Annotated in this window: 21 protein-coding genes; 10 read left to right on the forward strand and 11 right to left on the reverse strand. The window is 60.8% G+C overall.

The window, feature by feature from the left end:
- Positions 1-27: 27 nt before the first annotated feature.
- The 3 genes from EHF33_RS02185 to pckA all read right to left on the reverse strand — a co-directional run bounded on the left by EHF33_RS02185 (position 28) and on the right by pckA (position 3,176).
- Positions 28-324: a YbaB/EbfC family nucleoid-associated protein gene (locus EHF33_RS02185; RefSeq protein WP_124867470.1), complete on the reverse strand. Its 297-nt coding sequence runs from the start codon at positions 322-324 to the stop codon at positions 28-30.
- 204 nt (positions 325-528) lie between these two features.
- Positions 529-1,353 carry a glycine-rich domain-containing protein gene (locus EHF33_RS02190; RefSeq protein WP_124867472.1) on the reverse strand — a complete coding sequence of 275 codons (825 nt, stop codon included), beginning with the start codon at positions 1,351-1,353 and terminating at the stop codon, positions 529-531.
- Between the two features lie 212 nt (positions 1,354-1,565).
- Positions 1,566-3,176, reverse strand: a complete 1,611-nt coding sequence (gene pckA / locus EHF33_RS02195) for a phosphoenolpyruvate carboxykinase (ATP) (protein WP_124867474.1) — start codon at positions 3,174-3,176, stop codon at positions 1,566-1,568.
- A gap of 252 nt (positions 3,177-3,428) precedes the next feature.
- Between pckA and EHF33_RS02200 the strand changes: the two genes are divergently transcribed.
- Both EHF33_RS02200 and EHF33_RS02205 read left to right on the forward strand, forming a co-directional pair.
- Positions 3,429-3,878, forward strand: a complete 450-nt coding sequence (locus EHF33_RS02200; RefSeq protein ID WP_124867476.1) for a GNAT family N-acetyltransferase — start codon at positions 3,429-3,431, stop codon at positions 3,876-3,878.
- 91 nt (positions 3,879-3,969) lie between these two features.
- The gene (locus tag EHF33_RS02205) at positions 3,970-4,584 is read left to right on the forward strand and encodes a hypothetical protein (protein ID WP_124867478.1); all 615 of its coding nucleotides are present in this window, start codon (positions 3,970-3,972) and stop codon (positions 4,582-4,584) included.
- 8 nt (positions 4,585-4,592) lie between these two features.
- Here the strand turns inward: EHF33_RS02205 and EHF33_RS02210 are convergent, their stop codons facing one another.
- Positions 4,593-5,639, reverse strand: coding sequence for a DUF1963 domain-containing protein (locus tag EHF33_RS02210; protein WP_124867480.1), 1,047 nt, complete (start codon positions 5,637-5,639; stop codon positions 4,593-4,595).
- A 205-nt stretch (positions 5,640-5,844) separates the two neighbouring features.
- Between EHF33_RS02210 and leuS the strand changes: the two genes are divergently transcribed.
- The 3 genes from leuS (at position 5,845) to EHF33_RS02225 (ending at position 9,883) form a co-directional block, all read left to right on the forward strand.
- Entirely contained in the window at positions 5,845-8,319 is a 2,475-nt protein-coding gene (gene leuS / locus EHF33_RS02215) for a leucine--tRNA ligase (RefSeq protein ID WP_124867483.1), read from the forward strand.
- A gap of 129 nt (positions 8,320-8,448) precedes the next feature.
- The gene (glpX, locus tag EHF33_RS02220; protein ID WP_124867485.1) at positions 8,449-9,438 is read left to right on the forward strand and encodes a class II fructose-bisphosphatase; all 990 of its coding nucleotides are present in this window, start codon (positions 8,449-8,451) and stop codon (positions 9,436-9,438) included.
- 64 nt (positions 9,439-9,502) lie between these two features.
- Positions 9,503-9,883: a hypothetical protein gene (locus EHF33_RS02225; RefSeq protein ID WP_124867487.1), complete on the forward strand. Its 381-nt coding sequence runs from the start codon at positions 9,503-9,505 to the stop codon at positions 9,881-9,883.
- A 75-nt stretch (positions 9,884-9,958) separates the two neighbouring features.
- On the opposite strand, the gene EHF33_RS02230 is transcribed toward EHF33_RS02225, so the two are convergent.
- The 4 genes from EHF33_RS02230 to EHF33_RS02245 form a co-directional block, all read right to left on the reverse strand.
- A complete protein-coding gene (locus EHF33_RS02230) occupies positions 9,959-10,513 on the reverse strand; it encodes a hypothetical protein (RefSeq protein WP_124867489.1) in 555 nt (184 codons plus the stop codon).
- A 229-nt stretch (positions 10,514-10,742) separates the two neighbouring features.
- The gene (locus EHF33_RS02235) at positions 10,743-12,248 is read right to left on the reverse strand and encodes a molybdopterin-dependent oxidoreductase (RefSeq protein ID WP_124867491.1); all 1,506 of its coding nucleotides are present in this window, start codon (positions 12,246-12,248) and stop codon (positions 10,743-10,745) included.
- 112 nt (positions 12,249-12,360) lie between these two features.
- On the reverse strand, positions 12,361-13,059 hold the full coding sequence (locus EHF33_RS02240; RefSeq protein ID WP_241191217.1) for a DUF4397 domain-containing protein: 699 nt from the start codon (positions 13,057-13,059) through the stop codon (positions 12,361-12,363).
- A gap of 291 nt (positions 13,060-13,350) precedes the next feature.
- Positions 13,351-14,040, reverse strand: coding sequence for a DUF4397 domain-containing protein (locus EHF33_RS02245; protein ID WP_241191218.1), 690 nt, complete (start codon positions 14,038-14,040; stop codon positions 13,351-13,353).
- Between the two features lie 187 nt (positions 14,041-14,227).
- Here EHF33_RS02245 and EHF33_RS02250 point away from each other — a divergent pair, with 187 nt between their 5' ends.
- Together EHF33_RS02250 and EHF33_RS02255 are read left to right on the forward strand one after the other, a co-directional pair.
- On the forward strand, positions 14,228-14,938 hold the full coding sequence (locus EHF33_RS02250; RefSeq protein WP_164473383.1) for an alpha/beta fold hydrolase: 711 nt from the start codon (positions 14,228-14,230) through the stop codon (positions 14,936-14,938).
- Positions 14,939-14,983: 45 nt separating this feature from the next.
- Positions 14,984-15,592 (forward strand): DedA family protein, encoded by a 609-nt coding sequence (locus EHF33_RS02255; RefSeq protein WP_124867494.1) that lies wholly within the window; start codon positions 14,984-14,986, stop codon positions 15,590-15,592.
- Positions 15,593-15,609: 17 nt separating this feature from the next.
- Here the strand turns inward: EHF33_RS02255 and fdhD are convergent, their stop codons facing one another.
- The 3 genes from fdhD to fdhF form a co-directional block, all read right to left on the reverse strand.
- Positions 15,610-16,407 (reverse strand): formate dehydrogenase accessory sulfurtransferase FdhD, encoded by a 798-nt coding sequence (fdhD, locus tag EHF33_RS02260; protein WP_241191219.1) that lies wholly within the window; start codon positions 16,405-16,407, stop codon positions 15,610-15,612.
- Between the two features lie 2 nt (positions 16,408-16,409).
- A complete protein-coding gene (locus EHF33_RS02265; RefSeq protein ID WP_124867496.1) occupies positions 16,410-16,991 on the reverse strand; it encodes a helical membrane plugin domain-containing protein in 582 nt (193 codons plus the stop codon).
- A 122-nt stretch (positions 16,992-17,113) separates the two neighbouring features.
- Positions 17,114-20,302 carry a formate dehydrogenase subunit alpha gene (gene fdhF / locus EHF33_RS02270; RefSeq protein WP_124867497.1) on the reverse strand — a complete coding sequence of 1,063 codons (3,189 nt, stop codon included), beginning with the start codon at positions 20,300-20,302 and terminating at the stop codon, positions 17,114-17,116.
- A 347-nt stretch (positions 20,303-20,649) separates the two neighbouring features.
- Between fdhF and EHF33_RS02275 the strand changes: the two genes are divergently transcribed.
- Genes EHF33_RS02275 through EHF33_RS02285 form a run of 3 tightly spaced genes read left to right on the forward strand, consistent with a single transcriptional unit; the run spans position 20,650 to position 25,296 of the window.
- Positions 20,650-22,311 carry an ABC transporter ATP-binding protein/permease gene (locus EHF33_RS02275; RefSeq protein WP_124867499.1) on the forward strand — a complete coding sequence of 554 codons (1,662 nt, stop codon included), beginning with the start codon at positions 20,650-20,652 and terminating at the stop codon, positions 22,309-22,311.
- Positions 22,308-23,888 (forward strand): ATP-binding cassette domain-containing protein, encoded by a 1,581-nt coding sequence (locus EHF33_RS02280; protein WP_124867501.1) that lies wholly within the window; start codon positions 22,308-22,310, stop codon positions 23,886-23,888. The genes EHF33_RS02275 and EHF33_RS02280 overlap by 4 nt, the downstream gene beginning before the upstream one ends.
- A complete protein-coding gene (locus EHF33_RS02285; RefSeq protein ID WP_124867503.1) occupies positions 23,878-25,296 on the forward strand; it encodes a cytochrome ubiquinol oxidase subunit I in 1,419 nt (472 codons plus the stop codon). Before EHF33_RS02280 ends, EHF33_RS02285 begins: the two co-directional genes overlap by 11 nt.
- The last annotated feature ends 37 nt before the right edge of the window (positions 25,297-25,333 follow it).

Below are 25,333 nucleotides of genomic sequence, written 5' to 3' on the forward strand. Positions count from 1 at the left end.
GCGTTCTCGCCTGCGTACGGGGGCTTTTCAGAACATTCCGCCCGGCAATCCCAGCGCTTGGGTGGCGCTGCGCTGCAACTCGTCGGCTTTGCCCGCCGCTTCCTGAATCGCCACCAGAATCAAGTCTTCCAAAGCTTCCACGTCGCTGGGGTCAACCGCTTCGGGCTTGATTTTGAGGCTCTGAATTTTGCCGTGTCCGTTGGCCGTTACCGTCACGAGGCCGCTGGCGCTGCCCTCTACGGTTTGCGCGGCCAATTCTTCTTGAATTTTGCTGGCGGCGCTTTGGGCTTGTTGCATTTGTTTCATCAGCTTTCGCATGTCCATGTGGGTTCTCCTTGAAGTGCTCGAGATTGCTTCCCAGTTTACCTCGCCGCCCGCCGGGGTACGGCGCTGCCGTTCACTGTTTAGAGCCTTTGTCCGAATGGATACCCGAGCAAAAAGCACGCTCAGCCATCCATCCTCCCAAAGGCTCTCTTTATTCCACTCCCGTTGGTCGGTCAAAAAAGAGCTTCTTTTTTGACAAATGTTCTAGCTGCTGCACCCGCCTCCACAGCCGGAACCGCAACTGCTCCCTCCATCGCTGCTGCCACCAGCATCGCCGCCGCTGTCGCAACTGCCCGAATCGCCGCTGCTGTCACCGCAAGACGAATCTCCAGTGCTGCCGCCGCCAGAGCCCAAATCCCCCAGCAAGCCGAAGAAGCCGCTGCCGCCGTTGCCATCACCACCGCTCCCACTCCGCTGCTTGCGGGGGCTGGAAAGCTGGGCCGCCACCACGACGCCCAGCAGCGCCAAGCCCGCCACCGCCCAAACGCCGAACGCATAGAGCGCCAACCCGCCCAGCAGCCACACCGCCGCCAGCAGCAGCCAGCGGGGGAGACGACGCTTGATAGGGCGCTGAGTGGGTGGACGTGAGCTGGGGAAGTGCGGATTCGGCCAAATCTGCGCATCGGGCTGGCCAAACTCGGCGCGGTAAAGCTCCAGCGTGCCGAGGTACTGCTGAGCGAAGTGGGCGCTCTCGGTTGGCGAGCCGCCCGAAGGGTCGTGGTGCAGCGGCGCAGGCAGCAGCGGGATCAGGCGCAACCAGTAATCGCGGGTGTGGGTCAGGTGTTCGTGCCACGCGGCGTCTACCGCTTTGCTGGGCGTCACGCTTTGGCCGCAGGTGGCCGCCAGCACCAGAAAGCGGCGGTACTCGCGCAGCACTTCCAGCGTAAACGGCAGCGTCCAGCCGTGCTCGTGGGCCAGCCGCTCCGCAAATCCGCTGGGGAACTCGTAGCTGAGTAGGTTGCCTTTGAGGGTGTGGGCGCTAGGAATGCTGTGAATCTGATCTTGGGTGGGAAGGCTGAACGCGGTCATGGTGGGCCTCCAGTGGCGGTGAGAAGGAAGGGAGAGGTTCCTTACTGGTGATCTTCCGCCCGACGTTTCAGCCGTTGGTCAGCCCAAGATAAAGGCTGCGCTGGCTTTTGTCAGAGCACCGTCAAGGGACGGATTTGCTATCCTTAAAAAGTTGAGTGGGCCGCCCCGATTGGAAGGGCGGCCCGCTCGCTTTGATGTGTTGGGGGAATGTCTTAGCTGTGCTGCGGCATACTCGCCGTCACGGCTGCATCTGCGCCGCTCTCAAAGCGCTCAAAGTTGCTTCGGAACAGGCCCGCCAGCTTTTTGGCGGCCACGTCGTAGGCGTCCTGCTTGGCCCAGGTCTGGCGCGGGTTAAGAATCTCCGCTGGCACGCCGCTGACTTGTTTGGGAATGGACAGCCCAAAAAACGGCTCAGTTTCGAATTCGGCTTGATCAAGCGAGCCGCTGAGGGCCGCCGAAATCAGGGCGCGGGTGTGCCGAATGCTGATGCGCTTTCCCGTTCCGTAAGCTCCGCCGCTCCAGCCGGTGTTGACCAGCCAGACCTTCGCGCCGCTTTGCTCCACCCTCCCCGCCAGCAGTTCGGCGTACTCTGCCGGATGGCGCGGCATAAACGGAGCGCCGAAGCACGCCGAAAATGTCGGTTCGGGCTCGGCGATTCCGTCTTCTGTGCCGGGAATCTTGGCGGTGAAGCCGGAAATAAAGTGGTACATCATCTGCTCGCGGGTCAGGCGCGACAGGGGCGGCAACACGCCGTAAGCGTCGGCGGTCAAAAACACCACATTTTTTGGTGTTCCGGCCATGCCTCCGGGCCAGTGGTTGGCGATCTGTTCAATCGGGTAGGCGCTGCGGGTGTTGTCGGTCAGCGAGTTGTCGGCGAGGTCTAGGGTGTGGTCGGGCCTCACCACCACATTTTCCAGCACCGTGCCGAAAGTATGGGTGGTGGCAAAAATCTCTGGCTCAGCCGCTGAGGACAAGTTGATGACTTTGGCGTAGCAGCCGCCTTCGAAGTTAAACACCCCGTCGTCTGTCCAGCCGTGTTCGTCGTCACCGATCAAGTGGCGCTCCGGGTCGGCGCTGAGGGTGGTTTTGCCGGTGCCGGACAGCCCGAAAAAGAGGGCCACGTCTTCTGCTTTGCCCACATTGGCTGAGCAGTGCATCGGCATGACGCCCTGATCCGGCAGCAAAAAGTTCAGCACGCTGAAGATGCCTTTTTTGTTTTCTCCGGCGTACTGTGTGCCCGCCACCAAGATCATCTTCTTGGTGAAATCGACCAGAATGGCCGTTTCGCTCCGCACGCCGTCGGCCTCGCCGGCTGCCTTGAAACCGGGCAAGTTCAGGACGGTCCAGTCCGGCTCGAAGTCGGCTTTTTCCTCGGGGCTGGGCCGAACGAACATGTTGTGGACGAACAGCGAGTGATAGGCCATCTCCTGCACGAAACGCACCGAGAGTCGGTGGCGGGCATCGGCTCCGGCGTAGAGGTCTTGAACGAACAGTTCGCGCTCGCCTGCGTACTCGCTCATTTTGGCCAGCAGCCGCTCAAAGATTTCGGGCGTCGTGGGGACATTGAAGCCGCCCCACCACACCGTTTGGCGGGTCAGGTCGTCTTCCACGATAAAGCGGTCTTTGGGGCTGCGGCCCGTCTTATCGGTGACGACGGCCAGCGGCCCACCTTCGGTGATTTGGCCTTCGCCGAGCCGCAGGGCGTGTTGGTACAGTTCGGCTACGCTGGGGTTGTGGTGGACGGTGGCGGCGGAAATACCCAACGGCGAGAGAACACTGCGCTGGGCATTTGGGTTGGCTGGAATGGAAGTGGGCACGGTCATGGGTGGCCCTCCTTAACGTTGTGTGACGGTGTTGCGCGACTTGGTTTCAACTTGGCAATTGCCAGATCTCAAAAGCAGTCTGACCTGTGAAGCGCTTCCATTCCAAATGACTTCGTGTTACACATTTAGGAACAGTCTAGGTGGTGTTCATCTTTGTCGGACAGTCTATTTTGAGTTGCCTCTGGGTGTTATGGATACACTAATTCGGCGAAAACGGCTGAAGCGCCTGAGCCGCTTTGCCATACTGCTGAGATGCTTTGCCCATACCTGATCACCGACCATGCCGCCTGCCTTTCTCTTTTTGAAAGCAACCGTCCCAAGTATTTCCTTGCTTCCGAGCGGGCGGACTACGAGGCGTTTCTGGGACGGGTGGAGCGCGAACAGCGGCCGTATTTCGTGCTGGAGCGCGGAGGTGAGGCCGTGGCGTGCGGCGGCGTCGGTTATGAGGTACATCCCACGCTGGCTTACCTGAGTTGGGGCATGGTACGCGGCGATTTGCACGGCTGCCGCCTTGGCAGCGAACTCACCTGTTCGCGCCTGAATTGGCTGCGGCAGCACTGGCCCGAAGTGCAGCGCGTCAAGATTGACACCAGCCAGCACACTGAAGCCTTTTACGCCCGCTTCGGCTTTGTGGTGGTGGAGCGAATCACAGACGGCTTTGGAGTGGGGCTGAACCAAGTGAAGATGGTGGCGGCACTTTGAGAATCCCCCGTCTGCGAAAACGCCGAGGACACCCACAGAACGGTACGAAGTCAGAAGACCGTTCGTAAACCTTTCTCTGTTACCCTCAGCTATGAAAATTTCTTCTTGCCTGTACCTTGGCGCGATTTCGCTGTTTGGCGCAGCAGCAGCGGCTCAAACGAATCAACAGGTCTTTATTAACGGCGTCGCCCTTCAGGCCACCACCAGCACCAAAAACGGCGAAACGTATTATCAGTTCAAGGCCAGTGACCTCAAACGCGCCGGGGCCATTACCGCCGGCGGCGTGAAGCCCAAGACCGACGCCATCAAGGGGTGCGTCGGCGACACCCTGTTTAACGGTGTGTACAGTGTTCAGCTCATCAAATTTGGAATGGATGGAGACCGGTTCGGCGTTACCCTGAAGCTCAGCAACGCGTCCAAGCAGGAGCTTCACAACTTCATGGCCTTCTCGCCATCAGATGTAGTGGTGGCCACCAATGACAGCGCCGCTCCCCTCAACAACTACAAGAATCAGTGGATTGAAACCTTGCTCCCCGGCACATCCATGACGCTTCAGACGGAAACAGACAATCGGGGGACGGCGACCAAATGGACGCGGTTGCTGATCCGGCCCAGCGCTGATGCCGTCAAAGAGTTGCAGAAAGCCAAGCTGCCCCTCGCCCAGATTTACAACATGGAATTTGATCTGATCTGCAATAAGAAATAGTGCTCGGCTCAGCTACAGTCCCAGTTGTAAAACACCCTGGAAAAATCGCGTTTGGCCAGGTCATTCGGGTGAATAAAGAAGTTGCCGATCCCCATATCACCCCACATGATGTTGTGATCCCAATCCGAATCCAATTGGAACAGCAGAATATGGGCGTGTTCTGGCGTGCGCGGGTCTTCTTGAGTAAACATTGGATAACCGCCGAGCTGATGACCGCTTGGGCTGATTTCATTGTACTTTTCTTCAAGATATTCGCCAAGTTGCAGATCATCATCTGGCGAGTCAGCTTCGTCTAAAAAATCAATTCTAACGGTAGATTCAAACAGCCGATCACGAGGGGTCATGAGCATTTCCCCTTTGACACCGCTGATTTTAAGAGCCAAATTCTCCTCGAGTGGGCTGTGGCGTTCGCGGTCATCGGGCCAAATGGGTAAAGATAAATCGAGTTGCGATTCGTCATGAATGACTTGCTCAAAGTACAACACTCGGTAGGTGTCTTGCGGCTGGTCTATATTCTTGAAACGAAAACCCATCAAGTCATTTGTGCCGATGAAGAATTGCACAATCCCCGCATTGGGAAAACCTTCTAACGCGGGTAACTGTGCAAAATTGATCTGCGCTAGAAAAGCCAGCGGCAGACCCGCCGGATCAAGCGGCCAAGCTTCACCTTGCAAGCGGTACGGCACGCCGCCCACCTTGCTATCCCAAGCCACCAAAGACTCTTCACTGAGCGTAAGTTCTATGACGGGGTGCAGAGTAGCTTCAATGGCTTCGCGGTGAGGCTCTAAGAGTTTGGGCAATTTGATTCGTGCAGGAGAGGGCCTTTTCTTCTCGGTCTCGCCCAGCACAGCTTCGGCGTATCCCTTCTTGCGCTTCTCGGCCAGCTTTTTGTGTGCCTCGGCTTCAGCGGCCTGCGGCGTGTCAAACGTTTTGATCTGTGTTGTTCCTTGCGTGCCAATTCTGCCGTAACGCAGTGTCAGCGTCTGGGCTCCGGTAACGGCCTCGTAGAACTTATGTTCTGCTCCTTCAGAGCGTTCCAGGTAAACATGAATCATGTGGTTTCACTATATCCAGCAGGTGCGGCTTTCTTTCCTTTCGCCTGTGCATTAAACTACCTGTATGATCCGCTCTGCACTTACCACCGGAGGCTGCCGCGACGAGCTGAACTAAGCTTGCTCGCCCTGCCTCCGGCTTTGGTTTGCGCCGGAGCTTTTTTTTGCTTTCATTCTTTTTCACTGGCCACACACAGGAGTTCCCCTCATGACTGACACCCAGCCCCAACCGATCAACATTCCCGAACCCCGCTCCGAGCGCTACAACCCCCACGCCATAGAAGCCAAATGGCAACAGCGCTGGGCCGAGGCAGGCCTGTACACCTTCGATCCTGAAGCGGCAGGCGAAAAGTTCTACGCCCTGACCATGTTTCCTTATCCCAGTGGCAATTTGCACATCGGCCACTGGTACGCCTACTGCGTGCCGGACGCCCGCGCCCGTTACATGCGAATGAATGGCCGCAATGTCTTGTTTCCGATGGGTTTTGATTCGTTTGGCTTGCCTGCCGAAAACGCTGCTATCAAGAACAATGTCGATCCGCGCCAGTGGACATATTCCAACATCGAATACATGACCGGCCAGTTTCAGCGGATGGGCACCATGATTGATTGGAGCCGCAAGTTCGCCACTTCCGACCCGGAGTATTACCGCTGGAATCAGTGGTTTTTTGCCGAGATGTTCAAGCGCGGCTTGGCGTACAAGAAGGGCGGATTGGTCAACTGGTGTCCCAAAGATCAGACGGTACTGGCCAACGAGCAGGTCGTGGGCGGCAAGTGCGAGCGCTGCGGCACACAGGTCGAGCGGCGCAACTTGAGCCAGTGGTATTTGAAAATCACCGACTACGCCGACGAACTGCTGGACTTTGGCGGCACCGACATGCCCGAACGGGTTCGCGCTATGCAAACCCACTGGATCGGCAAGTCGGTAGGCGCAGAAGTGGTGTTCGACACGCCCGTAGGCCCGGAAACCGTCTTCACCACCCGCCCCGATACCCTGATGGGCGCGACCTTCTTGGTGTTGGCCCCCGAACACGCCAAAGTTGCCGAGTTGACCACCCCTGACCAAGCCGAGACGGTCAAGGCCTACTTGGAAGTGGCAGGCGGCAAAACCGATGTGGAGCGCCAGCAGAGCACCGACAAAACCGGAGTATTTACCGGCAGCTTTGCCACCCACCCGGTTGGTGGGCATCAGATTCCCATTTGGGTGGCCGATTACGTGCTGGTCAGCTACGGCACCGGCAGCATCATGGCCGTGCCTGCTCACGACGAGCGCGATTTTGAGTTTGCCAAAAAGTTTGGTTTGGACATTGTGGAAGTCATCCGTCCCGAAGGGGGTGAGCCCTTGGATATCACCGGCGACGAGGCGTACAGCGGTGAAGGCTTGATCGTCAACAGCGGTGAATTTGACGGCTTGATCGGCGGAAAAGCCAGCATCGAAACCATCATCGGCAAGCTGGAGGAGCGCGGCATTGCCAAGGCCAAAACCACTTTCCGCCTGCGCGACTGGCTGGTCAGCCGTCAGCGCTACTGGGGCACGCCGATTCCGATTGTCTATTGCCCCGAACACGGCGCTCAGGCCGTTCCAGCGGATCAGTTGCCCGTGTTGCTGCCCGACAACGTGCAATTTATGCCCAACGGTCAGAGCCCGCTGAAACAAGACGCCGAGTTCCGCAAGGCGACTTGTCCGGTGTGTGGCGGCCCTGCCGAGCGCGACACCGATACCATGGACACCTTCGTCGATTCCAGTTGGTATATGTACCGCTTCACCTCGCCGCACTTTGACGAAGGCCCCTGGAACCCCACGTTGGCCGACAAGTTGATGCCGATTGACCTGTATACCGGCGGCATCGAACACGCCATTTTGCACCTCCTGTACAGCCGCTTCTGGACAAAAGTGGCCCGCGACATGAACTTGACAACCATCTCCGAGCCGTTCAAGGTGCTGCGAAATCAGGGCATCATTTTGGGGCCGGACAACGAAAAAATGTCCAAGAGCCGGGGCAATGTGATCGACCCTGACGACTTGGTGCGCGAATACGGCGCGGACGTGGTGCGAACTTACTTGGCGTTTATTGCGCCTTGGGAAGTCGGCGGCCCCTGGGATCCCAGCGGCATCAACGGCCCCGCCAAGTGGTTGGGCCGCGTCTGGTCGCTGTATTTCGACGCGATTAGTGGCCCCGCCGAAAATGTCAGCGAGCATGATTTGCGCTACGCCGTTCACAGCACCTTGAAAAAAATCACCGCTGACTTTGAGCGCCTGAGCTTCAACACCATCGTGGCCTCGCTGATGGAACTGACCAATACCTTGGTGAAGGCCAAGCGCTCGCCCGTGGCCCACACGCCCGCTTGGAACGAAGCGCTGAATCTGTTCAACTTGATGTTGGCTCCGTTGGTGCCGCACATTGCCGAAGAAATCTGGCGTGAACGGGGCAACGCCCAGAGCGTTCACTTACAAACTTGGCCCGCTGTAGACGAGACGGCAGCCGTACGCGACAGTATCGTCATCGGCGTGCAGGTCAGCGGTAAAGTGCGCGGCGAAGTGGAGATTTCTAAGACGGCCACCCAAGAAGAAGCCCTCGCTGCCGCCCGCGCCAACCCCGACATCGCCAAGCATTTGGAAGGCAAGCAGTTGGTCAAGGAAGTGTACGTGGCGGGGCGGATTATTAATATCGTGGTTCGCTGAAGTTGGAATCAAAGAGCCGCCTGACTTGGAGTGGGCGGCTTTTTGTTGAGTAAAGGCCTATTTTTCTGAGGCTAAACATGGAAGCGCTCCCATTTCTTAGCCGTCTAAGGTTATGTTACGGTGTGAGGCATGACACCCCTCCGCCGAAAGTCTGACTTAGAACACGCCCTCGTCCTCGAAACTGCCCGCGTCACCGAAGCGGCGGCGTTGGCGGCGAGCCGATTTGTCGGAATGGGCGACAAAAACGCCGTGGACGGCGCGGGCACTGAGGCCATGCGCGACGTGCTGAACGAAATGGATATTCAGGGCGAAGTGGTGATCGGTGAAGGGGAAATGGACGAAGCCCCGATGTTGTATATCGGCGAAATGTTGGGCAGCGGCCATTATCAGGTAGACATCGCGGTTGACCCGGTGGAAGGCACCGAAGTGACTGCCAAAGGACTGCCCAACGGCCTAGCCGTGATTGCGCTCAGTGAAAAAGGCGGCCTGATGCAGGCTCCCGACTGCTACATGGAAAAGCTGGTGGTGCCGCCGCCTGCGGCTGGCCGCGTTCACCTCGACTGGCCGGTGGAAGCCAACATCGCCGCGCTGGCCCAAGCGCTCAGCCGCAAGCCCGGCGACTTGCTGATCAGCATCCTTGACCGCGAGCGCCACACCGACCTGATCGCGCGGGTGCGGCAGGCGGGCGCGAGAGTCAACTTGATCACCGACGGCGACGTGATCGCCAGCCTCGCGGTGGGCGTGCGCGGCACCGGCGTTCACGCGCTGATGGGATCGGGCGGCGCACCCGAGGGTGTCATCACGGCGGCGGCCATGAAGTGCCTCGGCGCAGAGATTCAGGGCCGCTTGATCGCCGAAAACGAAGAGCAACGGGAGCGCTTCAAATTGATGGGCGTCGAGGAAGGGCGGGTCTACAAAACCGATGAACTCGCTCCCGGCAAACAAATCGTCTTTTCCGGCACCGGCATCACGCACGGCGAACTGCTCAGCGGCGTGCGGCGCTTCGGCGGCGGAGCGCGGACGCATACGCTGGTGATGGGGTACGCCACCCGCGTAGTGCGCTTCATCGACTCCATCCACTTGGAAGACGACGGCGCACGCGTCACGGTGCGCGTATAAAGTCAGGAACACCAGCCCCCATAGGGTGTGCAGTTTCATTTCAGCTTTTCATTAGAATTGACTCATGAATGCGACTGCTGAAAGTATTCGGGCCGGTTTCCGCGTGGTGTCCGGCCTGCTGATACTGATTATCGGTATCAATCTCCTGAGAGTCATCACCAATACCCTGAGGTACGGCGGCTTTAGTTTCGGCTTGCTGCTGAGCTTTGCCCTGCTGGTGGGGTTGTGCTGGGCAGTCTACAACGGCAAAATCTGGGCGCGGGTGGTCTTGGCGTTGCTGCTGCTGCTCAACGCGGTGAGCGCCCTGATCGCTGGCCTGAGTTTCGGCGGCGGTCTGGGCGCTTTCGTGGCACTGATCGGCGCTCTGCAATTCCTGAGCGCCCTGAGTTTGTTTGTCATTCCGCAAGTCAACGCCTATTTCGAATACGCGGCGGCTCAATCTTAAGCAGGTCAGTTCCAACGAAAAACCGCAAGCCTTTGAGAAGCGCTCGCGGTTTTTTGGATGTTATTTGTTTGTTGCTTAGTTGACGAACTGTCCGCCGTGGCGGTCGGCAGTGGCTTTGAGCGCGTCCATCGGCACCGAATCCTCGACGGCGATAGCGCGGCCACCGGCGTCCATGGTGCTGCTCATTTGGGTGTAGTGCTCGTCGCTGACGTGGTAGTTGTCGTCGTACATTCTGCCGCCGGTTTCGTCAACGCCCGCCGCGCCGCCGATGGCTCCCACACCTGCACCGACGCCCGAACCCAGCGCCGCCATGCCCAAAATAACCGGCAACGCGAGGCCGCCCGTTGCTACGGTGGTGGCCGTGGCGATGACGCCCGCGACTGCGCCCGCGATCAAACCGACGCCGGTGCCCTTGACTGCGCCTTCGCCTGCGTCTTCAGGCGTACCGCCGGCGTCCAGTGTGGGGTCGGTGATGCCGGTCAGGGGAGCAGTGCTAGCAGCCGAGTTGGTCATGCTGCTGGTGCGGTTGACCGAAGTCTGGCCCATTTCCGGCTGAATCAGGTTCTGAGAACGGAGGTCGGCCACGAAGGCGTCGGCTTGTGCAACGGTGGGGAAAATTAGATGTTTCATGGCTTACAGTTTGCGGTGCGCCGAGACGCCCCTGATGAGAGAAGTATCAAGTTTTGGGGGTTTGTACTGCTTTGCTGTTCATTCTTCTTAAGTCTTTTGGGGGAAGAGCACGTTTATGAATTTCTTAAAAGCGAAGACTCATACCATACAAATGAAGGCCCGCTTTTGCTCTGTCTTACCGATTCGGTTCATTTTGTGAAAAATTTCAACTTTACAATGAACGCACTGTTCAACTTACCTTCACTTCAAAGCGGTGGTAGCCGGTCGCACCTTCGGGCAGGGCGTCTTTGTCTGCTTTTTTCTGAACGGTGTCGCCTGAATAAGCCCGCACTGCCAGAGTGTATTGGCCCGCTTCCGGCGTCCAGGCCAGTTGCCAGGGTGTCCAGGCATAAATGCTGCGCGGCCTGACGAGTTCAGCTTCGCGCCAGGTCTTTTCGCCGTCGGTGCTGACTTCTACCTTGGTGATCGGCTGGCTAAAAAAGGCCACGCCCCGAATAAAAGTCTGCCGACCTGCTTTGACGACTGGGTCAATTTCTGGCGGCTGGTCGATGCGGCTCATCAGTTCCACCCGCGCCGCTTTCGACCAATCGCGCTTGACCCAGTATCCCGGCTGATCTTCGGCGCTCAGCGTAATGTTGGTGATCCACCTCGGCTGCTTCATGCCGTACCGGCCGGGAATCAGCACCCGCAGCGGGAAGCCGTGCTTGGCGTTGAGCGCTTCGCCGTTGAGCTGTGTGATGAGCAGGTTTTCCGGGTCGAGCGCTTCGCCCAGCGGCAACGACTCGGTGTAGCCGTCGGCGGCCTTCCACAGCACGAAGCGGGCTTCTTTCTGGATACCCACGTCGCGCAGCAAGTCGGTGAGCCGGAAGCCGCCCCAGATTCCGTTGGAGATCAGCGGCCCGCCGACGGGGTTGGAGATGCACGACAGGGTGCGCTCGCTGGTCACGGGGGCGAACTGCTTGAGGTCAGCCAAACGGTAAGTCTTGGGCGTCTGCACCAATCCGCTCACCGTCAGGCTCCACTTTTCGGCGCTCAGGCGAGGATCGAAGGCTTCTAGGTTTTTGGAGACGTAGTAAAACTGCTCCACCGGCGTCACGCCAAACGGCAGCGGCTGACCCGGCACGGGAGCGGCAGCGGTGGTGTCTGCGCTGCCTTGCTTGAGCAGAGCGCTGAGGCCCCCGCCCGCCACCACCGCTCCTCCAGCCGCGAGGCCCAGTGTCGTCAAGCGGCGGGCCGTATCGGTAGGAGTGGTCACGCCTTGCAGCCTCTCCCCGCCCGGCCCAAATGTTAGCAGCCGGTTCACGCCTTCCAGCAGCGCCCAGAACACCAGGCCGTAGAGCAGCGGCAGCCACCAGCCCAGTGAACCCAGCCCCACGATGCACAGCAGCGCCAGCATTCCGGCGGCGGCCCACGGCACACTCACTGCGCCCAGTAAGCTCAAACCGCCCAGCCACAGCACCGCCACCCCGCTGAAGGCCAGCAACTTGGCGTCTTGGCCGAGGCCCAACAGCTTGTGCAGAAACTGAAACACGGCGGGCACGCCCAGCGCCTGCGTCAGCACGCCGAATAAGGCAATCGGCGGATAGGCCAGACCTGCCCAGACCAGGGCCGCGTAGCCGATCACGCTCAGCAGCACGGCGGCGATCCACGCTCTCAAAAGTCGCCACCAAAAATGTTGCGCCGGGGCATTCTTATTTTGTTTTCCATTTTGAAGATTGGACTCAGGGTTTGACATGGGCTGGTTTCTCCTCCTTTCTCAGGAAGTTAGGTCAATTCAAAAAAGACGCGCAGCTCAGGAAGCCACGCGCCTAAAGGATCAATCAAATTCAGTTCAGTTGGGAAGCGGCTTACTTCTTGCCCATGCTGCCCATTTCCAGCTTGTCTTCGGCGACGATCACGTCAAAGTTCTTGTTCTTGAGGGTGCCCACCGCGAACAAGCTGTAGGTTTTGCCGCCCGCTACGCTGATGCCCGAGATATTCTTGACCACGGGTGACATTTTGCCGAACGGCACGATGTCGAGGTTGACGCCCATCGGGTTGACCAGCAGGGTGCGGTCATAGCCGTACTTGAGGGGGGTCTTGAATAGGCCAGCTTTGTTCATGTCCACCGCGATGGCCTGCACTGCAGGAGCGTCGGGAGCAAGGTGGTAGACGGTGATTTCGGCTTTGCCTTTGTTCTTATTCAGGCCGCTGGTGTAGAAAATAATTGGCGTGACTTTCTTGAGGTAGCCCGACGCCGCGACGGTGTAGTAGACGCCCGCCTTGAGGTTGACGCTGCCGCTGAAGACCACCGCTTTCATGTTGCCTGCTGCCGTGATCATGACTTTGTGCATTCCGGCGGGGACTTCGCCGTAGGCGGTCACAGCTTTGAAAGGCGCGTTGGAAACGGTGCGGGTGCCGTCCACGTAGACGTCCACGGCGGGCGCGTCCGAGACGGCGTGAACGACGCGCACGTAAGCGTCTTTCATGCCCATGTTTTGGGCGGAGGCGGAAACGCTGAGGGTCAGTGCGGCGGCGATCATGGCGGTCATTTTGGATTTCGTCATCTTGTACTCTCCTTGGTATTGCTGTTTGAACGTATCTTGCTGCTTCACTGAGTTGTATGCCAAAGAGACCCTGTTCAGATGTTGGATGCCCTGCTTTTACCCTTTATACAAACTTTAAGGTGATTCACAAAGCCGGCGAAGCCAAAACCAGAAGCGGCAACTGGGCCAAGACGAGTAACAACAGCGTGCGAAGAACGGCGGATCAGACTTTCCTACTCGCCTCTCCGCCGTCCCTTCTTGTTATGGGTTCGCCCTGAACTCAATCAGCGGCTGAACTTTTTTGAATGATCTTTATTTGCCGCCCATGCTGCCCATCTCCAGCTTGTCTTCAGTAGCCACCACGTCAAAGCTCTTGCCGGCCAAAGTGCCGAGCGCAAACAGGCTGTAGGTTTTGCCGCCCGCGATGCTCAGGCCAGTCACGTTTTTGACCACCGGCTGGGTTGCGCCGAACGGCACGATGTTGAGGTTGACGGCCATCGGCGCGACATTCAGCGTTCCCATGTTGCCGTAGGCGAGACCTTTGGGCAGCAACGCCGTATTGTTCATGTCGACGGCCAGCGCCTGCACGCGGGGGCCGTCGGGCGAGAGGTGGTAGACATTGACTTGCGCCTTGCCCGGATCGGTGTTGAGCGAAGTGGCCGTAAAGATTTTCGGCTTAAGGTTGGCGAGGTAGCCGACGGCCGCGACGGTGTAATACGTGCCTGCGGTGAGATCGACCTTGCCGTCGAAGACGACGGTGTTGGCGTCGCCAGCCGCCGTGATTTTGACGGTGTGGCTGCCTGCGGGGACGTTCCCGTATGGTGTGACGGCCTTGAAGGGCGCGTTGGAGACGGTTTTGGTGCCGTCCACGTAGACGTCCACAGCAGGTGCGTCGGCCACGGCGTGAACAACGCGCACGTAAGCGTCGGTCATTTGCGCGGAAGCGGAAACGCTGAGCGTCAGGGCGGCGGCGATCAATGCGGTCATCTTGGATTTCATCATGTTGGACTCTCCTTGCCTTGCAGGAACTCGGGAATTGAGCGGGTTTACTTGTGGAGCTTTGGTGGTTTGTTCCTGACAGAGTTGTAGGGTCTAAGCCCACTGGTCAGCTGTCTGAAGTGATGCTTTTAGACCTTTACCCAAACTTTATGCGCGGCAAGTGCAGCGCCGAAGCGTCATGCTGACAGCCATGACACCGCTCAAAGGGCAAAACTTAAAATTGATCTTGCTGCTCTCGTCGTCGCTGATTTTGGCGGCCTGCGCTCCCGCTGCCCAGCAGCAAACCGCCGTTATCAGTTCTACGCAGTCGGTCACCCTCAACAACGCCGTGACCGTGCCTGCTGTGGGCGAGCGCAAAGCCACCCTGATCTACTACTCCGGCGGCAAAGTCAAACCGGAGGCTTACCGCTGGCTGGGTGAAGCGCTGGCTCCTTCGGGCATTCAAACCGTGATCGTGGGCTTTCCGCAAGACTTGGCCTTTTTTGCGCCCACCCGCGCCGACGAAGTACTGGCCGCGCTGCCCTCCAGCGAGCCGGTGTATTTGGCGGGCCACAGCCTCGGCGGCGTGACGGCGGCGCAGTACTTGGAAAGCCATCAGGGGCGTATCTCCGGTTTGATTTTGATGGGCTCTTATCCTGCCGACAACGTGACTCTGCGCGGCCAGAAACTGCGGGTGCTGGACTTGCTGGCTGAAAACGATGGACTCAGCCTGCCCGCCAAGGTGGAAGACGGCCTCAAACGCTTGCCGGCATACACTCAACTGGTGCGCTTGCCCGGAGCCGTCCACGCCTTCTTTGGCCGCTACGGTGCTCAAGCGGGCGACGGCACGCCCACCGCCAGCCGCGTAGACACCGAAGCGCGAATCGTGACGGCGGTGCGCAGCTTCATTTTGGGTCAGTAGGTTCGGCAGTGAGCGCTCCGCATCTCCTGCCCATCTGCTTGCTTTATGCTCTGGCAAGTGTTGGCTTGGCTCGATTCTCTTAATCCATTTTGGCTGCACTTTTCCAGCTTTACGCTGATGTTTTTGGAAGGCATGGGCATTCCGGGCATTCCGGGTTTTTTGCCGATGCTGGCTTTGTCCGAGTCCATTCACGCCGGACAGACCACGCTCTGGGAAGCGCTGCTGTCGGGCACGTTGGGCAACTGGTTGGGGAGCTTGGCAGGCTACCGCCTCGCCGCCTCACTGTTGACGCGCTTGCCCCTGAGCTGGCAACGCCTCGCCCACAGCCGCCGGACGGCCCGCTTGATGAACCGTTACGGCGGCCTCCTGGTGGTGGTCAGCCGCACCATCGGTTCGCTCAGAACGCCGGTAACGCTTTATGCCGGAGCCTCGCACTACGCTTGGCCCGCTTACCTGGCTTTCAGTGCGCTGGGCGCGGCGCTGCATGTCGGCGTATGGCAAACCCTGATCTGGAGATTCGGCCCCAGCATTCTGGAGCAGTTTGAGCGGCTGCAAGGTCAGGCCTTGCCGTATTTGATCGGCGCGGCGGTGGTGGTGGCGGGCGTGGTGTGGTGGCGGCACAAGCATAAAGCGCCGGAAGAAATTGAGATTTAGCGCGGGTCAATCAACGCTTACTCAATCTTTTGCACCCGCTCCCCACCCGCGTACACATTGAAGCGCTCCCCGCGCACGAAGCCCAGCAAGCTCAGGTTCAGCGCGGCGGCGGTGTCGGCAGCGAGGCTGCTGGCCGCCCCCACCGTGACCACCACGGCCACGCCTGCCAGCGCCGCTTTCTGCACGATTTCAAAGCCTGCCCGGCTGCTGGTCACTAGAATCCGGTCGGACAGCGGCAGCTCACCGCGCAGGGCCGCCCAGCCCACCACTTTGTCGGTGGCATTGTGGCGGCCCACATCCTCGTAAGCGCACAGCAGTTCGCCTCCCGCGCTAAAAAGGCCCGCTGCATGCAGGCCGCCGGTGGCGTTAAAGCCGGTCTGAGCTGCTCGGAGGCGTTCCGGCAAGTCCAAAATCAGTTGGGGGGTCAGCGGCGGCGGGGTCCAGATGACGGGCTCAGCCCGAATGCTCAGCCGCTCCACGCTGCCCGACCCGCACACGCCGCACGCCGCCGAGGTAAAACTTGCCCGCGCCGCGCCGCGCAGCCGCCCCACGTCGCCGCGCAGGGCAATTACATTGGGGGTGTCTGGGTTGAGTTCCAGCGCGTCCACCGCGTCCAGCAGCCCCTCGGCCCACAGCCAACCCGTCACCAACTCGCGGTCATGGCCGGGCGTCCTCATCATCAAGCTGAGGGTAAACGCCGGATCAGCGTCAACGCGCAGTTCCAGCGGCTCCTCGATGGCCAACACGTCGGTCAGGGCACTGAACTCGGCGTCTCGGTAAGCCCCAACCGGATATTGGGTGGTCTGGTTCGGCACAGTTACTTGCTGGAAACCGGCTTGCTGCGAACGGGCTTGGTCGGGCGCTTGGGCGCGTTGGGCGTCGGCTGAATCTGGTCGTGGCGGTCAAACTCGCCCTGATTTGGCGTGTTGGTGGTGTCGCCCCGCGCTTCCCTGAGCGCTCTGCCCGCGCCCTTGAGCAGGCCGAACACTGCGCCCAGCGCTAGTTGCACGTCTTTATCGTTCAGCAATTTGAGCAGATCGGTCAGGCCCACGCCTTTGCCCTGCGCCACGCTGCGAGCGCCTTCGTTGACCCCAGCATTGAGCACAGCGCCGAGCTGGCCCACCGCTTGCGGATCGAGCGACCCCAGCGTTTTGCCGAGTTCGGTGACGTTGCGGATGGCTTTGAGGCTGCCCTCATCGCTGAGCGTGTGAAAGATGGCGGACGTCAGGCCCTCGCCGCCGCGCACCAATTTACTCAGCACGTCCAGCACGCCCGCTTCGTGCAGTTCGCGCAGCAGCTTGAGCGACTCGGTGCGGGCCTCGGCGCTCTCGAACTCAGCGTCGGCGTAGTGTTCTTGTGAAGTCTTGGGTTTGGGGGTGTACTGGATGTATTTGGCCATTGGGAATGTACCTCAGTAGGAAAGACCTCAGTGGAAAGAGAGGAGGAGCGACTGCTGGCGCTCACTGCCCCCTCTGCTGCCAAGCTGGGACAGAGGGAGCGAGTGACCAGCGCGAATAAGCTCTAGTCGTCCCCTCCCAGCCGGTCTGCCCGCGCATTCAAGCTGTCGCCCACCAGCGGCAAACTGCTGCCAGGAAAAGCGTAATCGGGCCGCGCCCATTTGCGCTGAACTTCCACACCCTTTTGCGGAGTGGCTTTATAGTAACGGTGATTGCTCTTCGGCAGCGGCGTGGCACAGTCTTCGCCCAGCACCTCCATTCGTACCGAGGTGTCTTTGTAGGCGGGCGTGTTGGTGTTGGTGTCTTTATTGGCTCCGGTCAGGCGGTTGACGGCGTCTACGGCGTTGCGGATGTTCAGCGGCACGTAGACTTCCTTGCCTTTTACCCGGTCTGTCACCAGCGCCCGCAGCCGCACCGCGCCCACGCTGGACACCAGCCGCACGGCGCTGCCGTCCTTGATCCTGCGCTCGGCGGCCAGTTCAGGGCTGACTTCCACAAAGCCGTCCGGCACCTGCGCGGCAATCCCAGGCACGTGAAAGGTCATGTTGCCTTCGTGGAAGTGCTCCAGCATCCGGCCCGTGTTGAGGTGCAAATCATAGTCCTCAGTCGGGGCGTGGACACGCGGCTGATAGACCGCTGGATAAAGAATCGCCTTGCCGTCTTCGCTGTGAAACTTGTCGGTGTACAGCAGTGGGGTGTCGCTGCCGTCGGCGTTGACCGGCCAGCACAGCGTCTTGTATCCTTCCAAGCGCTCGTAGGTCACGCCCGCGAACAGTTCGGTCAGCGAAGCGGCTTCCAGCATGATCTCGCCGGGGTGCGAGTAGTTCCAGTTCGCACCGAGGCGGTTGGCGACCAGCTGCAAGATTTCCCAATCGGGTAAGCTGTTTTCATACGGCTCAATCGCCTGATACAGCCGCTGAATCCGGCGCTCGGTGTTGGTGAACGTGCCGTCTTTTTCCAGCGCGGGCGAGGCGGGCAGCACCACGTCGGCAAACTTGGCGGTGTCGGACATGGTGACGTCTTGCACCACCATGAAGCTCAGCTGCTCAAAGGCGTGTTGCGCGTGGTTGGTGTTGGCGTCGGTCAGGCCCATCTCTTCACCGTTGAGATACAGAAAGTGCAGCCGCCCGTCGAGCATGGCGTCGATCATCTGGGTGTTGTCCAGTCCCTTCTCGCGGCTGAGTTTGACGCCCCACCCGGCTTCCCACTTGGCCATGATTTCGGGCTTGCTGATCTTCTCGTAACCCGGCAACATATTGGGCATCGCGCCGAAGTCGGAAGCTCCCTGCACGTTGTTGTGGCCGCGCAGCGGGTAAGCGCCGGTGCCGGGCCGCATGTAATTGCCGGTAACCAGCAGCAGATTGGCAATCGCCGTGCTGGTTTCCGAGCCGCCCATCTGCTGCGTGACGCCCATCGCCCAGCAGATGCACACGCCGCCGTCTTGGGTCTGGTCAGACGCTTCGACCAATAGGTCGGCCAACTGCCTGAGGGTGTCCTGACTCAGCCCGGTTTCGGCTTCGGCAAACTCCAGCGTGAAGTCTTTGAGGCTGTCACGGTAGTCGTCCAGCCCGTTGACATGCTGATCGAGGAAGGCTTGCGCCGCCCGCCCGGTGTCGAGAATGTGTTTGCTGAGCGCCGAGAGCCACACGAAATCGGTGCCGGCTTGCGGCTGAATAAACACGTCGGCCCGCTCGGCCAGTTCGTGCCGGCGCAAATCGGCCACGATGAGTTTCTGGCCGTGCAATTTGTGGGCGCGTTTGATGCGGGTCGCCAGCACCGGGTGGCTCTCGGTGGTGTTGCTGCCCACCGTCATGACCAACCGCGCCACTTCCAAGTCCTTGATGGTGCCGCTGTCGCCGCCGTAGCCCACGGTGCGCCACAGGCCCACGGTGGCGGGCGACTGGCAGTAGCGTGAGCAGTTGTCCACGTTGTTGGTGCCGATCACGGCGCGGGCCAGCTTCTGCACCAGGTAGGCTTCCTCGTTGGTGGCTTTGCTGGACGCCACGAACGCCAGCGCGTCGGGGCCGTGCTGGGCCTTGATTTCGTTCATCCGCCAAGCGATCAAATCGAGCGCTTCGTCCCAGGTGGCTTCGCGGAAATAAGCTCCGTCTGCGCCGTGCTCGCGGATCAGCGGGGTCTTGAGGCGCTCGGGGCTGTTGGTGTAGTCCCAGCCGAACTTGCCCTTGATGCAGGTCGAGACGCCGTTGGCGTGCCCGTGCAGCGGCTCTACTTTGAGAATCTGGCGGTCTTTGGTCCAGACGTCGAACGAGCAGCCGACGCCGCAGTAAGTGCAGACGGTTTTGGTGCGGTTGATGTAGCCTTCGCGAACCGACGATTCGATTTCCGAGATCTTGAAAATCGGGCCGTAGCCGGTGCTGCTCTCGCTGCCCTTGACCACGCCCACCGCCGCGTCAAACACCGTCAGCGGAATGCCGGTGAACACGCCCGCTTGATGCACCATTGAGGTTTCCATCAGCGCGTTGCAGGGGCACACCGACACGCAGTGGCCGCAGCTCACGCAGCTCGAATCGCCAATCGGTTTGCCGCCGTCCCACAGCACGCGGGGATTGTCGTCTTCCCAGTTGATGCTCAAAGTTTCGTTGACTTGCAGGTTCTGGCAGGCTTCCACGCAGCGCCCGCACAAGATGCACTGGTCGGGGTCGTAGCGGTAAAAGGGATTGCTCCAGTCTTGTTCGTACGGCTTGGGCTGGTAAGGCCGGGCCTGATGTTTGATGTCCAGCAGCTCCACGGTGTTGTGAACGGTGCAGTTGCCGTTGTTGTTGTCGCAAATGGTGCAGTAGAGGTCGTGGTTGGCCAGAATTCTGTCCATGCCCTCGCGCTGGGCGGCTCTGGCGGCGTTGGTCTGGGTGCGAACCGTCAGGCCGTCACGGACGGGGGTGGCGCAGGCGCGGACGAGTTGGCCGTCCACCTCCACGATGCAGGTGTCGCACGTTTGAATGCTGCCGAGTTGCGGATGGTAGCAGACCTGCGCCACTTCGATCTGGGCGCGGTTGATGGCGTCGATCAGCAGTTCGCCCGCCTGACCGGTAAAGGCCCCGCCGTCGATCTTAAGGCTGACTGCTGCGTTGTTTTTAGGGGAGCGGCCTCTGAGCGGGCCGGCGTCAGGTTGACCTGCTGTGCCGTAAAAGTGCGGCAGCGGCGTCTCTCCGCTGTGGATATCGCTCTTGGTCTGCAGGCCGCCTTCGTCCACCGCGCCCTGAATTACGTTGTCCCTGCGAATTTTTTCGGTCATGTGGCTCCTCTGATCGCACTCAAGATAAACACTCTGGGTCACGCGCAAATAGAACCCGGCTGCTTTATGTGGAGCGTCCAAAGGCAAACTTCAGATGCGTCGGCGGGACGCTTTGCCTTGAGCGGAGCAGAGGAGTGGTGCAGGATGCGGACAGAGGCGGATGGGCCGTCCAAGCCGGAGTGGGAAGCTGTTCAAGGAAGCTATTTTCCTGCTGGAGCAGGGTGTTCTCACTTGTGGTCTGGCGCAGCGCCGCTTGCTTGTCTGCCTTATGGGCAGTGAGCCTCAGTCAACGCCCTGCCTCTTGTCCCGTTTCCTACCGCTCACAACGCAAGGAGGTGGCGCTTTTCATGACCACTGCTGTTTCCGCCGTTCAGTCCCAAACGCCCGCCCGCTTCGCGCCGCCGCCGACCCGCCGACTGAGCCGGGAAACAGGCGTGCGCGGCCTGCTGCTGTTCTCCACTGTGCTCAGCGTGGTGGGAGCGCTGCTGGGCGTCGGCGCGTGGCTATTGCTGGCGCGGGTGATCGGCGGCTTGGCCTTTGGTCAAACGGCTGGGCAAGCAAGTGGGCAACCGCTCGCGGCTTGGTGGCTGCCCGTCACAGCCGGCCTACTGCTGCTGCGGGCGGGCCTGAATGCCCTGCGCGAAGCCGGAAACGCCCGCCGCTCGGCGCAGATTGTGGGCGACTTGCGCCAGCGGGCCAGCTTCAAGTTGCTGGCGCTCGGCCCCTCGGCGCTCTCCGATTTGGGTGAAGCCAGAAGCAGTGTGGGCCTGCTCGAAAGTCTGCCCAAACTCTCGGCTTATTACGCCCGCTGGCTTCCACAGGCGTCCCACTCGGCGGCGGGCCTGCTGGTGGCGGGCGCGGCGCTGTGGTGGCTCGACTGGCGCAGCGCCCTGATCGTTTCACTGACGGTGCCGCTGTGCCTTTTGTTTTTGGTGCTGGTCGGCTGGGCCGCCCAAGACGCCAGCACGCAGGCTTGGACAGCCACCACCCGGCTGGGCGCTCGGCTGTCGGGGTCGCTCAGGGCGCTGCCGACCTTGCGGGCTTTCGGCGCAGAGGCGGCGCAGGCTCAGGCGCTGGCGGGTGAAGCCGAAACCCACCGCGCCGCCACCCTCAAGGTCTTGCGGGCCGCTTTCCTTTCCGGCTTCGTGCTGGATTTTGCCGCCACCATGAGTGTGGCCCTGATCGCCGTGACCATCGGCGTCAGACTCTTTGAAGGAGGCTGGACATTTACGCCCGCGCTGGCCGCGCTGCTGATCGTCCCCGAAGTCTTCGCCCCGCTGCGGCAACTCGGCACCGACAGGCACGCCTCGCTGGACGCCGAAGCTCCCGCCGCCGAACTGTACGCGCTGCTGGATACGCCGGAAGTGGAGAGCGGCGCGGCGAAGGTGGACGGCCTTCCCGCTCTCACTCTGCGCGGGGTGGGCCTGAGTTTGGCCGGACGCCCAGTCCTGAGCGGCGTGAACCTGAGCCTCCCAGCCGGCGGGCGGGCCGCGCTGGTGGGGGAGAGCGGCGGCGGAAAAACCTCTTTGCTGCGCGGCCTGCACAAGGATTTGACTTTGGTGGGCAGCGTCAAAGTCAACGGCGTGGCGCTGGCCGAGCTCGACACGGCAGCTTGGCAAGCCCACTGTGCGGTGGTAAGCCAGCGGCCCCGTTTTCTGGCAGGGACGGTGTTGGAGAATTTGAATGCCAAACCCGAACGCGTCCAAACCGTTCTCAACTTGGTCGGCCTCACCGCTTCTCCTCACACCCGCATCACCGAAGACGGCCACCCGCTCAGCGGCGGCGAACGTGCCCGCCTCGCTCTCGCCCGCGCCGCGCTGAGCGACGCCGATCTCATTTTGCTGGACGAACCCACCGCTCACCTCGACCCCCTCTCGGAGCGTGAAGTCTTGGGCCAGTTGGACGTTTTATTCGCGGGCAAAACGCTGCTGCTCGTTACCCACCGCCATGTCCCCGACGGATTCGCCGTGTACCGGGTGGCCGGCGGCAGGCTGGAGCAGCAGTCATGAAACGCTACGCTTTTCCCCTCTTTCTGGCGCTGCTGGCGGCCCTCTGCGCCTTTGGCCTCACCGCGACGGGCGGCGCGTTGCTCGTTCGGGCCTCCCAGCATCCCGAAACCTTGCTGGCCCTCGGCGTGCTGACAACTGGCGTGCGGGCCTTCGGGATGGGCCGCAGCGGGCTGCGCTACGCCGAGCGGCTGCTCTCACACGGCGCGGCGCTGACGCAGGCGCAAGTGCTCCGCGCTCAGTTGTATGTCCGCCTCGCGCCGCTGGGCCGCGAACTGCCCGCCCAGCACGGTCAGGGTGCGTTCCTGCTGCGGGCCGGGGCCGACGTGGACGCCCTGACCTTTGAAACTTTGCGGGCCGATCTGCCGCTGTGGACGTATCTGGGCTTGGCAACTCTACTGACACTGGGCTTGGCACTGCTCGATCCCTTGTCGGCGCTGCTGGTGGGGCCACTCCTGTTGCTGGCCGCTTACTTCCCCGTTCGCCTGAGCCGCCAAGCTGCCCAACTGGCGGGCACCCGCGCCGAATTGGACGGCCAACATGCCGGAACCTTGCTGGCCCTCAGCAGCTTCGGCGGCGAACTGGCCCCGCAAGCAGCCCGCGCCCGCCTCGCACCCATTCAAGCCGAATTGACCGAGGTGGAAGCCCGACTGGCCGCCCTACCCGCCCGCCTGAATTTTGCCCGCGAAGGCCTGGCGGTGCTGGCGCTGACCCTACTGATTTGGCGCTTGGGCGGCTTGGTGCAAGCGGGCGACCTCGCCGCCGCGTGGCTGGCCGCCGCCGCTCTAGGCGTGGTGGCCGCTTTTGACGCTGCTGCCGTGCTCAGCGCCCTGCCCGCCGCCCGCGCAGAAGGCCTCGGCGCAGCGGAGCGCTTGGCTGAGTTGCAAGCGCTGAGGCCGAGGGTGACGCCGCCCGCGCATCCGGCCAGCCTGCCAGCGCAGTTGGCCCTCACGCTGCACGACGTAGCGCTGTTTTCCAGTGACCCGTCGCGCCTCACCCACTCCTTCCCGCACGGCTCAGCCACCGCCATCATCGGAGAAAGCGGGGCGGGCAAAACCACTTTGCTGCGTTTGCTGGCCCGCGACCTCGACCCCGCTTCGGGTCAGATCAGCGTGGGCGGCACTCCGCTGACCCAGCTTGACCCGGCCGCGTGGCGCAGCCAGCTGAGCATCCTCGACCAAGACGCGGCGCTGATCGACGGCACTGTAGCGGCCAATTTGCGCCTCGCCTTGCCGACCGCCAGCGACGCCGAATTGCGCGAGCGGCTGGACGAACTCGGCCTCAGCCACCTGAACTTCAACGCTTGGATCGGTGAGGGCGGCGCAAAGCTCAGCGGCGGCGAGCAGCAGCGTGTGGCACTGGCCCGCGCTCTGCTGAGGCCGTCAGCCGTGCTGATTCTGGATGAGCCCACCGCACACCTCGACCCCGTTTCTGAAAACTTGGCGGTCGCGGCTATTCAGCGCCGCCGAGCCGGGCGCACCCTGATTTTTGCCACCCACCACACCGCGCCGCTTTCCCTTGCCGACACCCTTTGCCGCCTGCATCAAGGAACCCTCACGGAGCTGCCACATGGACTTTAGCACCCTTGAACTCTCGCGCTTTCAGTTTGCCACCACCAGTATTTTCCACTTTTTCTTCGTGCCGTTCACAGTGGGCTTTGCCGTTTTTATCGCGCTGCTGCAAACGCTGGCTTTCGTCCGCAAAAGTGATGACCTCGAGCGGCTGACCCGCTTTTTCGGTCACCTGTTTTTCATCAATTTTGTGGTGGGCGTCGTCACCGGCATCGTGCAGGAATTTCAGTTCGGCATGAACTGGCAGGTCTTTTCCAACTTCGTCGGCAACATTTTCGGCGTGCCGCTGGCGTTAGAAGTGCTGATGGCCTTTTTTCTGGAGAGTACCTTCCTCGGTTTGTGGTGGTTCGGCAAAGACCGCTTGCCGAGCTGGCTCAACCTGAGTTTTATCTGGTTGGTGGCCATCGGCACCGCCATCAGCGCGTTTTGGATCATCATTGCCAACGCCTGGATGCAGCACCCCGTCGGCTACGAAATCCTGAACGGTCAAGCGGTGCTGACCTCGTTTTGGGCCGTCATGACCAATCCCAAAGGCTGGCAGTGGTTCTCGCACATCTTCGCGGGTGGCCTGACCGTGGCGGCCTTTTTCGTGATGGCCGTCAGCGGTTACCACCTGCGGCGCAAGCACGAAATTCCCCTCTTCAAAACGGGTCTGCACCTCGCTCTGGTGCTGGCGACGCTGGGCAGTTTGGGCGTGGTGGCCAGCGGACATATTCAGGGCCAAAGCGCCGTGCGCGATCAGCCGATGAAGTACGCGGCCTTCAGCGCCCTGTGGGACACGCCGGAAGGCGGCAGTATGCCCGAAAGCCTGATCGCTCTGCCCAGCAACGCCCAAAACCGCAATTTGTTCTCGCTGGAAGTCCCGTACCTTGGTTCATTCTTGGCCTTCGACAACCTCTACCAAAAGGCGCAGGGCATGAACGAGCTCCAAGCCGAGATGGTCAAAATGTACGGCCCTGGCAATTACATTCCTCCTGTTTGGCCGGTCTACTGGGCCTTCCGGATCATGGTGGGCCTCGGCGGAATCATGCTATTGACGGCGCTGTGGGGGCTGTGGCTGTGGCGAAAAGGCAAGCTGGAAACTGCCAAAGGTTACCTGATCTTCCTGCTGATCATGCCGCTGGTGCCGCACCTCGCCAACTTTTCGGGCTTTGTCACCACCGAAATCGGGCGGCAACCCTGGGTGGTTCAGGGGTTGCTGCTTACCAAAGACGCGGTGAGTCCGCTGCCGGTGGCCTACGTGATCGCCAGTTTGGTCGCCTTCTGGATTATTTACCTGCTGCTGATCGGCCTAGACGTCTTCTTGCTGACCCGCACCGCCCGCGCCGGAATGCACCCGCCCGACACCGAACTGGCCAGCGTGCCCGCGCCGGATTACACGCTGGGATCTGATCCGGTGAAATTGAAGGGGAGCTGAGGGATTCGCACTGCTCACCACCCCCTCTCTCGCTGCG

Source organism: Deinococcus psychrotolerans, assembly GCF_003860465.1.
Lineage (GTDB): Bacteria > Deinococcota > Deinococci > Deinococcales > Deinococcaceae > Deinococcus > Deinococcus psychrotolerans.